The 13083-nt window shown below is 61.7% G+C and carries 13 protein-coding genes; 8 read left to right on the top strand and 5 right to left on the bottom strand.

Annotated features, from left to right (window positions below; all coding sequences use genetic code 11):
- Positions 1–159: 159 nt before the first annotated feature.
- The 5 genes from ACSSNI_RS00750 to ACSSNI_RS00730 all read left to right on the top strand — a co-directional run bounded on the left by ACSSNI_RS00750 (position 160) and on the right by ACSSNI_RS00730 (position 5487).
- Positions 160–1422 carry an OprD family porin gene (locus tag ACSSNI_RS00750; protein ID WP_200640021.1) on the top strand — a complete coding sequence of 421 codons (1263 nt, stop codon included), beginning with the start codon at positions 160–162 and terminating at the stop codon, positions 1420–1422.
- A gap of 33 nt (positions 1423–1455) precedes the next feature.
- Positions 1456–2430 carry a Bug family tripartite tricarboxylate transporter substrate binding protein gene (locus ACSSNI_RS00745; protein ID WP_200640022.1) on the top strand — a complete coding sequence of 325 codons (975 nt, stop codon included), beginning with the start codon at positions 1456–1458 and terminating at the stop codon, positions 2428–2430.
- 72 nt (positions 2431–2502) lie between these two features.
- Positions 2503–2946, top strand: coding sequence for a tripartite tricarboxylate transporter TctB family protein (locus ACSSNI_RS00740; protein WP_102836601.1), 444 nt, complete (start codon positions 2503–2505; stop codon positions 2944–2946).
- A gap of 2 nt (positions 2947–2948) precedes the next feature.
- Positions 2949–4463, top strand: coding sequence for a tripartite tricarboxylate transporter permease (locus tag ACSSNI_RS00735; RefSeq protein WP_448258775.1), 1515 nt, complete (start codon positions 2949–2951; stop codon positions 4461–4463).
- 1 nt (position 4464) lies between these two features.
- The gene (locus ACSSNI_RS00730) at positions 4465–5487 is read left to right on the top strand and encodes an AbrB family transcriptional regulator (protein WP_200640024.1); all 1023 of its coding nucleotides are present in this window, start codon (positions 4465–4467) and stop codon (positions 5485–5487) included.
- 55 nt (positions 5488–5542) lie between these two features.
- On the opposite strand, the gene ACSSNI_RS00725 is transcribed toward ACSSNI_RS00730, so the two are convergent.
- From ACSSNI_RS00725 to ACSSNI_RS00710, 4 genes are all read right to left on the bottom strand, one after another.
- Positions 5543–6772 (bottom strand): nucleoside recognition domain-containing protein, encoded by a 1230-nt coding sequence (locus ACSSNI_RS00725; protein ID WP_200640025.1) that lies wholly within the window; start codon positions 6770–6772, stop codon positions 5543–5545.
- A gap of 453 nt (positions 6773–7225) precedes the next feature.
- Positions 7226–7396, bottom strand: a complete 171-nt coding sequence (locus ACSSNI_RS00720; RefSeq protein WP_019341907.1) for a DUF1328 domain-containing protein — start codon at positions 7394–7396, stop codon at positions 7226–7228.
- A 72-nt stretch (positions 7397–7468) separates the two neighbouring features.
- A complete protein-coding gene (locus ACSSNI_RS00715) occupies positions 7469–7705 on the bottom strand; it encodes a hypothetical protein (RefSeq protein WP_102836597.1) in 237 nt (78 codons plus the stop codon).
- 181 nt (positions 7706–7886) lie between these two features.
- Positions 7887–8330, bottom strand: coding sequence for a ferritin-like domain-containing protein (locus ACSSNI_RS00710; RefSeq protein WP_200640026.1), 444 nt, complete (start codon positions 8328–8330; stop codon positions 7887–7889).
- A 303-nt stretch (positions 8331–8633) separates the two neighbouring features.
- Here ACSSNI_RS00710 and algB point away from each other — a divergent pair, with 303 nt between their 5' ends.
- From algB to ACSSNI_RS00695, 3 genes are read left to right on the top strand one after another with little or no spacing between them, the layout of a single operon-like run.
- Positions 8634–9980: a sigma-54-dependent response regulator transcription factor AlgB gene (gene algB / locus ACSSNI_RS00705; protein WP_102836595.1), complete on the top strand. Its 1347-nt coding sequence runs from the start codon at positions 8634–8636 to the stop codon at positions 9978–9980.
- Positions 9977–11764, top strand: coding sequence for a KinB sensor domain-containing domain (locus ACSSNI_RS00700; RefSeq protein ID WP_200640027.1), 1788 nt, complete (start codon positions 9977–9979; stop codon positions 11762–11764). Before algB ends, ACSSNI_RS00700 begins: the two co-directional genes overlap by 4 nt.
- Before the next feature lie 35 nt (positions 11765–11799).
- Positions 11800–12207, top strand: a complete 408-nt coding sequence (locus tag ACSSNI_RS00695) for a DUF1330 domain-containing protein (protein WP_200640028.1) — start codon at positions 11800–11802, stop codon at positions 12205–12207.
- A gap of 9 nt (positions 12208–12216) precedes the next feature.
- Here ACSSNI_RS00695 and ACSSNI_RS00690 read toward each other — a convergent pair whose 3' ends face one another.
- Complete coding sequence (locus ACSSNI_RS00690) at positions 12217–12993, bottom strand: N-acetylmuramoyl-L-alanine amidase (protein WP_200640029.1); 777 nt, start codon at positions 12991–12993, stop codon at positions 12217–12219.
- Positions 12994–13083 lie beyond the last annotated feature (90 nt).

Here is a 13083-nt window from a genome sequence, read left to right as displayed (position 1 = left end):
CGGAACGGGGCGCCAGTGTAGCGGCAAGGCACGCCACACGCTGCTTTCACCCCTGAAAGCCTGGCGAAAGTTTCGCCGCCTAGGATCGGGATCAGGTGGCTCGATCCACCTGGCGCGGCACAACGCCGCCACAACAAAAACAATAGTGGAGATTGAAGGATGCTGACTGTCGTCAGAATTAAACCCGCCCCTGCTCGTCTTGCCCTCGCCGTCGCGGCTGCCTCCCTGGCGCCCATGGCTCAGGCCGATTTCATCGAAGACAGCAGCGCGACTCTGCAAACCCAGAACATCTACCTCAATCGCGATTTCCGCGAAGGCTCCGGCCAGTCCAAACGTGAAGAATGGGCACAGGGCTTTCTGCTCAACATCGAATCCGGCTTCACCGAAGGCACCGTTGGCTTCGGCCTCGACGCCATGGGCATGCTCGGCGTCAAGCTCGACTCCGGCGGCGGCCGCGCCAACACCGATCTACTCCCTGTCCGCGACGATGGCAGCACCCCGGACGAATTCAGCCGCCTCGGCCTGACAGCCAAGGCGAAGATCTCGGAAACCGAACTCCGCTACGGCAGCCACATCCCGGAAACACCCGTGGTAAAAGCCAGTGACAGCCGCACCCTGCCCCAGGTCTTCGAAGGTGCGATCTTGGTCTCTCAGGACGTGACCGGCCTCACCCTGAGCGGTGGGCGCCTGGACAAGGTCATCGACCGTGCCTCGACCAATTCCCAGGAACTGCAGATCAACAACAAAAATGGTCGTTTCGACAGCGCGGCCGAGGCCGATCACCTGACCTTTGCCGGCGCGCGCTATGACTTCAACGAAAAGCTCATCGGCACCTACTACGCCGCCGAGCTAGACGACATCTACCGCCAGCATTTCTTCAATCTGCAGGCCGTGCAGCCGCTGGGCAAGAACTCGGCGTTGACCGCCGACCTGCGCCTGATGATCAGCGACGATACCGGCGCGGCCAATGCCGGCAAGATCGACAACCAGGCCTGGAACGGCATGGTGGGTTACAGCCTCGGCGGCCACAAGCTCAGCGTCGCTTATCAGCAGATGAATGGCGACACCGGCTACGCCTATATCGATGGCGGCGATCCCTACCTGGTCAACTTCGTCCAGATCAACGATTTCGCCAATGCCGACGAGCGCTCCTGGCAGGCGCGTTACGACTACAACTTAGCCTCCATCGGCGTGCCCGGGCTGACCTTCCTGACCCGCTATATTTCCGGCGACAACGCCGAATACAGCGGCGGCAGCAACGGCAGCGAGTGGGAACGCGACATCGAGCTCAAGTACGTCGTGCAAACCGGTCCGCTGAAGAATGTCGCCGTGCGCATGCGCAACGCCATGTTCCGCTCCGATTTCGCCCGTGACGCCGACGAAAACCGTCTGATCGTCAGCTACAGCCTGCCGATCTGGTAAAGCCGTCCACAATAAGAATCAAAGGAGACACCCATGAAGACTGCAATCCGCCGTATCGCCCTGCTTTCGTCCTGCCTGGTTCTGTCCAGCCAGCTGATGGCCGAGCCCAAGCGCCCCGAGTGCATCGCCCCGGCCAAGCCCGGCGGCGGTTTCGACCTGACCTGCAAGCTGGCCCAGAGCGGGCTGAAAGATTCCGGTCTGCTCGAATCGCCCATGCGGGTCACCTATATGCCTGGCGGTGTCGGCGCTGTGGCCTACAACGCAGTGATCGCCCAGCGCGCCGACGACCCGTCGACCATCACGGCGTTCTCCAGCGGCTCTCTGCTGAACCTCGCGCAGGGCAAGTTCGGTCGTTATGACGAAAGCGACGTGCGCTGGCTGGCCGGCATCGGCACCGACTACGGCGCCATTTCGGTACGCGCCGACGCGCCCTACAAGGACCTTGACGACCTCATCGCTGCGGTGAAGAAGGATCCGGCCAGCGTTGTCTTTGGTGCCGGCGCCACCATTGGTGGTCAGGACTGGATGCAGACCGCGCTGATCGCCCGTGCCGCTGGTGTTGATCCGAAGAAGCTGCGCTACGTCGCCTTCGAAGGCGGCGGTGAAACCCTCACGGCCATGCTGGGTGGCCACGTCCAGGTGACCAGCAGCGGTCTCGGCGAAGTCGCCCCGCAGCTCGAAGCCGGCAAGATTCGCGTGCTCGCCGTGCTGTCCGATGATCGCCTGCCCGGCAAGCTGTCGGATCTGCCAACAGCCAAGGAACAGGGCTACGACATCAGCTGGCCGGTGATCCGTGGCTTCTACATGGGCCCAGAAGTCAGTGATGAAGATTTCAACTGGTGGAAGACCCAGTTCGACACCCTGCTGGCCGATGAGAACTTCGCCAAGCTGCGCGAGCAGCGTGATCTGTTCCCGCTGTCGATGACCGGCGATGAGCTCAAGACCTTCGTCAACAAGCAGGTCGCCGATTACAAGGAACTCGCTGCCGAGTTCGGTCTGGTCAAGTAACACCCCGCCGCTCGCGGCTTTCGGTCCCGACGGACCGGTAGCCGCGGCCGGCTCCTCCCGAGGTATTCCATCATGTACGTTCGTGTCTTTGCCGCGGCCTGGCTGCTCGCCTGCGCCGGCCTCGCGCTGCTCGCCTGGGGGTTCGAGGCGCCCTTCGCTTACGACCCGGTCGGCCCGCGCGCCTACCCGCTACTGCTGCTGTTCCTGATGGCTTGCGGCGCGCTCTGGCTGCTCTGCAAACCACACGGCGAGCCGACGCCTCGTTTCGACTGGACGATGGCGCGGCGAGCCCTCTACTGCGTGCTGGTACTGCTGGCGTACGCAGTGCTGTTCGAGAAGCTTGGCTTTGTCATCACCACGGCGCTGGCCACCTTCGCCCTGGGCCTCTTGTTCAACGGACGCCTGCTGCCGTGCCTGATCAGTGGCGTGCTGATGGGCGTGCTGCTCTTTGGCCTGTTCGACCTGTTGCTTGATGTGCCGCTGCCGCTCGGTGTGCTGCGCCTGCTGGAGAGCTGAAAATGGAAACCTTGAACTTCTTGTGGCAGGGCTTCGATGTCGCCACGCGACCGATGAACCTGCTTGTAGCGCTGTTCGGCGCCTTTGTTGGCACCGTGGTTGGCCTGCTGCCTGGGCTTGGCCCGATCAACGGCGTAGCCCTGCTGCTGCCCCTGGCTTTCGCCCTGGGGCTGCCGCCAGAGACAGCGCTGATCCTCCTGGCTGCTGTGTATCTGGGCTGCGAGTACGGTGGACGCATTTCAGCCATCCTGCTCAACGTCCCTGGCGACGCAGCTGCAGTGATGACCACCCTCGACGGCTACCCCCTGGCGCGCCAGGGCAAGGCGGGCATCGCCCTGTCGCTGTCGGCGGTCAGTTCGTTCATCGGCAGCATCATCGCCACCTGCGGTGTGGTGCTGTTCGCCCCGCTGCTGGCGAAATGGGCAGTGGCCTTCGGCCCGGCTGAGTACTTCGTGCTGATGATCTTCGCCATCGCTTGTCTGGGCGGCATGGTCGGCGACAAGCCGGTCAAAACCCTGATGGCCGCATTGATCGGCCTGGGTCTGGCAACGGTTGGCGTGGACTCAACGACCGGCGTCTACCGGTTTACCTTTGGCAGCGTGAGCCTGTCCGACGGCATCCAGTTCGTGATCGTGGTGATCGGCTTCTTCAGCGTCAGCGAAGTGCTGTTGATGCTGGAAAAGACCCACAGCGGGCAAAAAGCGGTCAAGGCCAGCGGACGTCTGTTGTTCAACTTCAAGGAGTTCTGCCAGACCTTCTGGACCATGGTGCGTAGCGCTTGCGCGGGTTTCGTCATCGGCACGCTACCCGGCGCCGGTGCGACCATCGCCAGCGCCATGACCTACATGAGCGAAAAGCGCATGGCCGGTGACAATGGCAAGTTCGGTGAGGGCGACCTGCGCGGCCTGGCCGCACCGGAAGCCGCCAACAACGCCTCCGCCTGCGGCTCGCTGATCCCGATGCTCACCCTCGGTGTACCAGGCTCGGGCACCACGGCGGTGATGATCGGCGCGCTGACGCTATACAACATCACACCCGGCCCGCTGCTGTTCGAGCAGCAGCCTGACGTGGTCTGGGGCCTGATCGCCTCGCTGTTCATCGGTAACGTCATCCTGCTGGTGATGAACATCCCGCTGGTCGGACTGTTCTCCAAGATGCTCAGCGTGCCCAACTGGGTGCTGGTGCCTGCGATTACCGCGATCAGCGTGGTGGGCGTGTACTCGGTGCACAGCACCACGTTCGACCTGGTGCTGATGGTGGGTCTCGGTGTGTTCGGCTACCTGCTGCGCAAGCTTGAGTTCCCGCTGTCGTCACTGATCCTCGGCTTCGTCCTCGGCGAGATGATGGAAGACAACCTGCGCCGTGCGCTGTCGATCTCCGCAGGCGATCTGGGCATCCTCTGGGGCAGCCCGATCACCCTGGTGCTCTGGGCCATGGCCGCTCTGATGCTGGCGATGCCGGGCCTGCGCTGGTGGCGCCAGCTCCGCCGCGCCAAACTGAACGAGGCGCACGCCTGATATGCCGCGCCCGCTGCCGGGTTGGTGGGCGACGCCTCTGGTCGGCGCCCTCGGCGGCTGGCTGGCAAGCCTGGCGAACTGGCCGCTGCCATGGATGGTCGGTTCGCTGCTGGCGGTCATTGCAGTGCGCTGCAGCGGCTGGCTGGTCAAGGAAGTCCCGCACGGTCGACAGGCCGGGCAATGGTTGATCGCCAGCGCTATCGGTCTGCATTTCACCAGCGAGGTCATGCAGCAGGTGCTCCAGCACTTTGGAGTGATTCTCGCCGGTGCACTGTGCACCCTGCTCTTGAGCCTGATCGGCATCTTCATTCTGCTGCGAAGCGGCACCGACCGCGCCACGGCATTCTTCTCCAGCATGCCGGGCGGCGCCAGCGAGATGGTCAATCTGGCCAGCCGCCACGCGGCGCAGCCGGCGATGGTGGCCGCAGCGCATAGCATGCGTCTGCTGCTGGTGGTGCTGATCATTCCCGCGCTGTTTACCTGGAGCCTGCCCTCCGTTGACGCGCCGCCGCCGGCACCCGTCAGCTGGCCTTGGCTGGCTGTGCTATTACCGGCGGGCGGGCTGCTTGCGCTGCTCTGGAAGCGGCTCGGCCAACCCAACCCCTGGATGCTTGGGCCGCTGACGGTCTGTGCCGTCGCCAGTGCCACCTTCGATCTGCATCTGGGCATGCCTGAGGGTGTTGGCCAGCTTGGACAATGGTTGATCGGCTGCTCGCTGGGTTGTCACTTCGATCGACCGTTCTTTCGCAGCGCGCCGCGATTCATGCTGCGCATCTTGCTGTTTACGCTGTTGGCCATGCTCGCTGCAGCGGGCCTCGCAGAAGTGCTGGGATGGGCCGCGACACTAAACCAGACGTCGCTGATGCTGGGGATGATGCCAGGCGGGATTACTGAGCTGTGCCTTACAGCCGAAGCGCTGCAGCTATCGGTCGCGCTGGTCACCGCGCTGCAGGTGCTGCGGTTGTTCCTGGTGATGTTTCTCGCCGAACCGTTATTTCGGGTCTGGCAACGAGCCACGCTTTAACCCGCCGATTGGCGGGTTCTTTTTTAGCGCTACTCGAAACCCTTGCTTGCACCGGTCAACCGAAGAACCAGTAGCAGACCAGAATAGCCGCAACGATGCCGGCGAAGTCTGCCGCCAAGGCACACCCCACCGCATGCCGCGCCCGCTGGATGCCCACCGCCCCAAAGTAGACGGCCAATACATAGAAGGTGGTTTCGGTGCTGCCTTGTACGGTCGCGGCAACCAGCGCAGCAAAACTGTCCACGCCCTGACTCTGCATTGTCTCGATCAGCATTGCGCGCGCGGCGCTGCCGGAAAACGGTTTGACCAGCGCAGTGGGCAGCGCGTCGACGAAACGGGTATCCCAGCCCAACGCTTCCACCAGCCAACGGATTCCATCGAGTCCGAAATCGAGTGCGCCGGAGGCTCTGAACACACCGATCGCGCACAGCATCGCGATCAGATAGGGCAGCAGGCTCTTCGCAACATCGAAGCCTTCCTGCGCGCCCTCGACAAAGCTCTCGTACACCGGCACTTTGCGCAGCGCACCGATAACGAGGAACGCGATGATCAAGCCGAACAACGTGAGGTTGCCGAGCAGCGATGACAAGGATGAAAGCGCGGTGGCCGAAAGCCCGGCCAGCAACGCCATGAAGCCGCCCAGGAGCAGCGCCGCAGGAACCAGGTAGGCGAGAACGACCGGGTCCCAGAGACGCAGGCGCTGAACCAGCGCAACCGCGAAGAGGCCTGCCAGTGACGATGCGGTGGTGGCCAGCAGAATAGGCAGAAAGACCAGAGTCGGGTCTTCAGCGCCCTGCTGCACGCGGTACATGAAGATCGACACCGGCAACAGCGTCAGCGAGGAGGTGTTGAGCACCAGAAACAGGATCTGCGCGTTACTGGCGACCGTCTTGCTCGGATTGAGCTCCTGCAGGGCTCGCATTGCGCGCAGGCCGATGGGCGTGGCGGCATTGTCCAGACCCAGGCCGTTGGCAGCGAAATTGAGAGTGATCAACCCCAACGCCGGGTGCCCGGCTGGCACTTCCGGCATCAACCGACGGAACAGCGGCCCGAGCAAGCGCGCCAGTTGCTCGATCAGGCCAGCCTTCTCGGCAATGCGTAAAAAACCGAGCCAGAGCGTCAGCGTGCCGAACAGCACGATCATGATCTCTACAGCCAGCTTGGCCATCGCGAATAGACTTTCGACCAGGGCGGCAAACACAGCCGGGTCGTCGCCGAGCAGCCAGCGCCCGAGCGCAGCAACTGCCGCGACCAGAAAGAAGCCCAGCCATAGGCCGTTGAGCATGTGATTCTCCAACGAGTGACTGCGCGCGATGATAGCGGTGCGGCTGGAGAACAGCCATGAACCAAACAGGACGAGCGAAGGTGGGCGCAGAAATACGGAGGGAAGCGACAACGCGCTGAGGCTGGTTCAGCCGGGCTCGAATAGCCCTTGAAGTGAACAAATAACGCAGGACGTGAAGCGCTGGAGAAATCGCAAACCGAAGGTGGAGGTCCCACCTTCGGTTGGCACTCGCCGAGCCCGGTCCATGACGGAGGCACCCCCTGTACCCCTAGGTCGCTCCATCGAAGAGCGTCCCGACCCCTTGGCTCCCCCGCTGTAGGAGCTGATAGGTGATCCTCGGACGATTCACCTCAGTAACTAGCACTCCGCTTCCTGCGAAGGCTCAAATAAAGGCATCCAGCCGCTGTAACCTCCCTATGCCTGTGCAGCCGCCCTGACGGGCGGCGTTATGCATCAGGCTCGTGGGCCGCGGCCCCGTCCGAAAATCAGCGAAGCGACAAACAACACCAGGAAAACCACAAACAGGATCTTGGCGATGCCCGTTGCAGTGCCCGCGATACCACCGAAGCCCAGTACTGCAGCGATGATGGCAATAATCAGAAACGTGATAGCCCAACTCAGCATGGTGTAACTCCTCTTCGGTTCAGAACATCCTCAGCGAGACCTATCGCTACCGATCGGCTCGCCGAGCTCCAACTAGAAAACCCAACGTTGCTCAGACCGCACCTGCACATAATCAATCGTCTGCGGAGCAGGTCCGGTTTGCACAATCCCTACAGGTTGAGCGTCGTACATATGGATTCGTTCCGCTGACTCCTGCTGCGTTTGGCTGAGCGGCTCCGACATCGGATATTCGGCTCCAACGATCAGCGTGACCACAGCGGCGGTAAGGAAACCTTTTCCAACCAGTAGGAAACGTGCTTGACGATTCATCCTCAACTCCTTCTAAGCATGCGGGGCATGTCTGTCTTAGTGGTTATGTTGCAGGGCTCGTGCCACTCCTGAGATTTACGATTATTCCTTTATATTCAACAACTTATGCAATCAAAATGTCGCTGCGCCAATTTATATTGCACGATGCGCTTGCACCGCGCCGGGCGATTTGCACGACGGACTAATCCCTGCTGTCGTTGCCACGGTGATTGAGGGTGTGAATACGCTCATGGCAGGCCCGGATTTTCGGAAGCTCGATGGCCAGCAATGCCTTCACATCAGGGTCCGCAGTTTTCAATGCATCTTCGAAGGCGGCCAGGATGCGCTCTTCGGTTTGGTCAAGCTGGTCGATATACACCGCGTCACTGTCGCCCAACCGTGCCTTGGTGTCGGCGTACATTTCACGAAGCTTGCCAGCTGTAGTACCTCCCTGTGCGGGCTGTTCCTGATTGGCCGCAACCTTCACCGAGAGCGCCTGAATGATGTGCGTCTTTGCCTGAGCCATATCGCGGAATAGATGCTGCAGTTCGATATCTTTCACTTCTTCCAGCGCATGCTGATAGAAATGCTGACCATCGCGGGTGATTTCGATGAGCTCGTTGAGGTGGGTGATGTCTTGGTTCATGGAGGCCTCCTGATGCAGATGCGATGCGCCTCGACTGCTGCCGATACGCGCGTTACCGCTAAACGACCGCAAGCCCCGTGCCAGCCATAAAAACGCCTGAAACCTCTTATAATCAATGCCTTGCGCTTCATCGTCGTTTCAGCGCTGATTGCAGCCTGCAGGAAAGACGTTCATGCACCGTGCAACTTGCATGGCTTTGCGTAGACTAACGCTGGCGCCGGGCGACCTGGCGGCGATACAGCACCGGGATTTCCCCCAAACGACTCGCCATACATTTACCGCTTTTGCCTGACTGGAGCATTCATGGACCAAACGACCGACACCGGCGGCCGCATCCTTCTGGTGGACGACGAGGCAGCGATCCTGCGCACGTTCCGCTACTGCCTCGAGGATCGTGGTTATACGGTGGTCACGGCGGCCAGCGCGTCGCAGGCCGAAGCGATCCTGCAGCGACAGGTATTCGACCTGTGCTTTCTGGACCTGCGCCTGGGTGAAGACAACGGTCTTGATGTCCTGCAGCAGATGCGTGTGCTTGCGCCCTGGATGCGCGTAGTCATCGTGACCGCTCATTCGGCCGTGGACACCGCGGTGGACGCGATGCAGGCGGGCGCTGCGGATTACCTGGTCAAGCCATGCAGCCCGGAGCAGCTGCGCCTGTCGGCCGCCAAGCAGCTGGAAGTTCGTCAGATGGCAGCGCGTCTTGAGGCTTTGGAAGGCGAAGTGCAAAAACGCAGCGATGCGCTGGGCTCGTACAGCCCGGCGATGATGAATGTGCTGGAAACGGCCCGTCAGGTGGCCGATACCGACGCGAACATCCTCATCCTTGGCGAGTCAGGCACGGGCAAAGGCGAACTGTCGCGGGCGATTCACAACTGGAGCCGGCGCTCGAAGAAGGCCTTCATCACCATCAATTGCCCATCTCTGTCGGCAGACCTGATGGAAAGCGAGCTGTTCGGACACAACCGCGGTGCCTTTACAGGGGCGACCGAAAGCACCTTGGGGCGCGTCAATCAGGCTGACGGCGGCACACTGTTTCTCGACGAGATCGGCGACTTTCCTCTGGCCTTGCAGCCAAAACTGCTGCGCTTCATCCAGGACAAAGAATACGAGCGCGTCGGTGACCCGGTCACCCGACGGGCTGATGTGCGCATCCTTGCTGCCACCAACCTGAATCTGGAGGAGATGGTTCGCGAAGGTAAATTCCGCGAAGATCTGCTCTATCGCCTCAACGTCATTACTCTGAACCTGCCGCCCATGCGCGAGCGGCCGGAAGACGTGCTGACCCTCGCCGAACGCTTCCTGGCATTCTTCGTGAAGAGCTATGGACGCCCGGCGCGCGGCTTCAGCGACGGCGCCATTGGCGCACTGAAAGCCTACCGCTGGCCTGGCAACGTGCGTGAATTGCGCAACGTGGTTGAGCGCGCCAGCATCATTTGCCCGCAGGACATGATCGAAGTCAGCCATCTCGGTCTGGCCGATCAGGCGGTCAGCAATGCTCCGCGCATCGGTGAGCCGCTCAGCCTGGAAGCGCTGGAAAAAGCGCACATTTCAGGCGTGTTGAGCACCAGCGACACCCTTGATCAAGCCGCCCGAATCCTTGGCATCGACGCCTCGACGCTCTATCGAAAACGCAAGCAATACGGCCTATGAAAATCCAGATGAAGCTGAGGACCCGATTGTTCCTGGGGTTCTCCGCATTGATGACCGTGGCCTTGCTTGGGCTGCTGCTGGCCCTGGTCAGCGTCGTGCAAATGGCCAAGAGTCAGGAGCACCTCATTCGCGATAACTTCGGTGTTATCGAGGTCAATCAGCAGCTGCGCCAGGCGCTCGGAAACCAGCTGCTGCTGCTGGTCCGGGAAGACCGCGACACCGAAGCCCTGGACGCTTCGCGCAAAGTGTTCCTGAGCGCCCTGGCACGCGGCATGGCGGACGCCCCCGACGAGCAGGACCGCAAAGCTTATGAGGCCATCGGCGACGCTTACACCCGCTTTGCCGTGCAGCTGGAAACACCGTCCAATCTGAACGCGACACTGCTTGAGGACAATCCTCTCAGCCAATCCTTCAACCGCGTTCGTGAGTTGATGGTCGACATGCAACAGGCCGCCTACAACCAGATTCGCGATACCGAGATTCGCAGTCGCGATCGAGCGCAGTTGCTCGCCGGGCTGCTGGGGTTGACCGGTATTGCCGTGCTGCTGATCGGGTTTGTGACCGCACACAGCTTTGCCCGGCGTTTCGGTGACCCGATCGAGCAACTGTCCAGCGTCGCCGACCAGATCGGCCGCGGCGACTTCAATATCAGCCTGCCCACCTCGCCTATCGCTGAGCTGTCATCGCTGATTCGTCGCTTCGGTCTGATGGCTCAGGCGCTGCACCAGTTCAAGCAAACCAATGTCGAAGCACTGGTCGATGGTCAGCAACGGCTGCAAGCGCTGCTCGACAGCATCGATGACGGCTTGCTGATCATTGACCGCCAGGGCCGCCTGGAACATGCCAACCCGGTCGCGCAACGCCAACTGGCTTGGGAGACAGAACACCTCGGTTCGACGCTTGGCCAAGCCCTCGGCTATCCGGAGCTGGATGAGGCAGCTCAGCAAGTGTTGGCCGACACGCCGTTATCCGCCCCGCCGGAAGATCTGGTGATCGAGGCCGACGGCGAGCGCCGCCTGTTGTCATGGCGCATGAGCCCCGTGAACCATCACGACGGCCGCATCAGCGGTGCGGTGATGGTGCTGCACGATGTGACTGACCAGCGCACCTTCGAGCGGGTACGCAACGAGTTCGTTCTGCGTGCCTCGCATGAACTGCGCACCCCGGTGACAGGCATGCAGATGGCCTTCAGCTTGCTGCGTGAACGAACGCATTACCCGGACAACAGCCGCGAAGCCGACCTGTTCACCACTGTGCATGAGGAGATGCAGCGCCTGGTCACATTGATCAACGATCTGCTGAATTTCTCCCGCTACCAGAGCGGTCAGCAAAAGCTTGAGCGCGTGCCGTGCGACCCGGCGGCGCTTCTTGAGCAAGCACGGCAGCGCTTCCAGCCAAGCGCCGCGCAGAACGGCATTGAAATCAAGCTGGAACTGCAGACGCCACTGCCAAGCCTGCTGCTGGATCAACAGCAGATGGACCGGACCCTCGACAACCTGCTCAGCAATGCCCTGCGGCATACGCCGGACGGCGGCGAGATCCGCCTGTTGGCGCGGCATCACGGCGAACGGGTCATCCTCAGTGTCGAAGATAACGGCGAAGGCATTCCGTACAGTCAGCAGGCGCGCATATTCGAGCCGTTCGTGCAGATCGGTCGACGCCGTGGCGGCGCCGGACTGGGTCTTGCCTTATGCAAGGAAATCGCTCAGCTGCATGGTGGTCGTATCGGCGTGCATTCACGGATCGGCCACGGCACCATCTTCTACATCGCCCTGCCCATCTGAGCCTGGCAGGGCGGCAAGAATAAAAAGGAGCCACCATGCCCAGCCTCAATCCGACCCAGGACCAGCTGAAACGCTTCGCCGAGCAGATGCCCGCCGGCGAGCCAATCCTCATGCTCAACCTGCTGCGTTTCAACGACCAAGCCGCCTACCCTGCCGAGAGTGACCAGCAGCCATGCTCCGGCAGAGAAGCCTATGCAGTCTACAGCCGCACGGCCATCAAGAAGGTGCGTGCAACCGGCGGCAACGTGGAGATCATGGCCAACGCCCGCGTCGCGCTGATTGCGCCAGAGCACGAACATTGGGACGAGGTGCTGCTGGTGCGCTATCCCTCGCCTGAAGCATTCCTCGCCATGCTGGCGGACCCGGAATACCGCGCCGCCACGATCCACCGCACCGCAGCACTTGCCGACTCACGACTGATCGGCTGTAACCCGCGCAGTTGAGCTGAACCCTCAGCGTGCTGCATTCAGCACCGCGAGCAGCGCTGCGGTTTCTGCATCCGGCTCGCCATCGAAGCGTGCCGGGCGGTATTTCATCTGGAACGCCGCAATGACGTTGCGGGTTTCCAGATCCAGATAGCCGTGCACTGGCACCTTGTAGCCCTGCTCAGCCAATTGCGATTGGAACCAAGCCACGTCTGGCAAAGCCGTGGCGAACAGGCTGCGCTGACGGGCTACGGCCTGGGCGTCCGGCCAGGGCACCAGGCCGGCGTCCGCCAGCCGTTTCCACGGAAACAGCGGGCCGGGATCGACCTTGCGCTGCGGGGCAATGTCGCTGTGCCCGATGATAGCGCCAGGCTGCAGGCTGTGACGCTGCATGATGTCCTTGAGCAGCACGATCAAAGCGTCGATCTGCTCATCGGAGTAGGGATACCAAAGCCGTCCGTTGCCGCTTTCGATATAACCTCGATTGACCAGCTCGATACCGATGGAGCTGGAATTAAGCCAGGTGCGCCCGTTCCATTGGCTATCCCCGGCGTGCCAGGCACGACGATCCTCATCAACCAGACGGTAGATGGTCGCGGGCGCCTCGCCGATCAGATAGTGGCTGCTGACACCGTCGCCCTTGAGAATTTCCAGCGACCGCTGCAGATTACTTGAGGTGTAATGCAGCACGATGAACTGCGCGCGGCTGTCATGTCCCAGCGAAGTATGGCGGGTATCGATACGCGGACCGCTGGCGCAGCCGGCAAGCAACAGGCCAAACAGGGCGAGGATCAAGGTTTTCATAGGAGACCTCTGGTCGACAGCGACAGGACGCAGACTTAAACATCTGATCGGGCAGAGAGCGGCCCGCAGAGAAGCGCCGAGAGATCGGCG

The sequence above is a fragment of the Stutzerimonas tianxiuensis genome (assembly GCF_053470365.1).
Note: the sequence above shows the minus strand (reverse complement) of the source record. Positions and strands in the feature narration are given on the sequence as shown.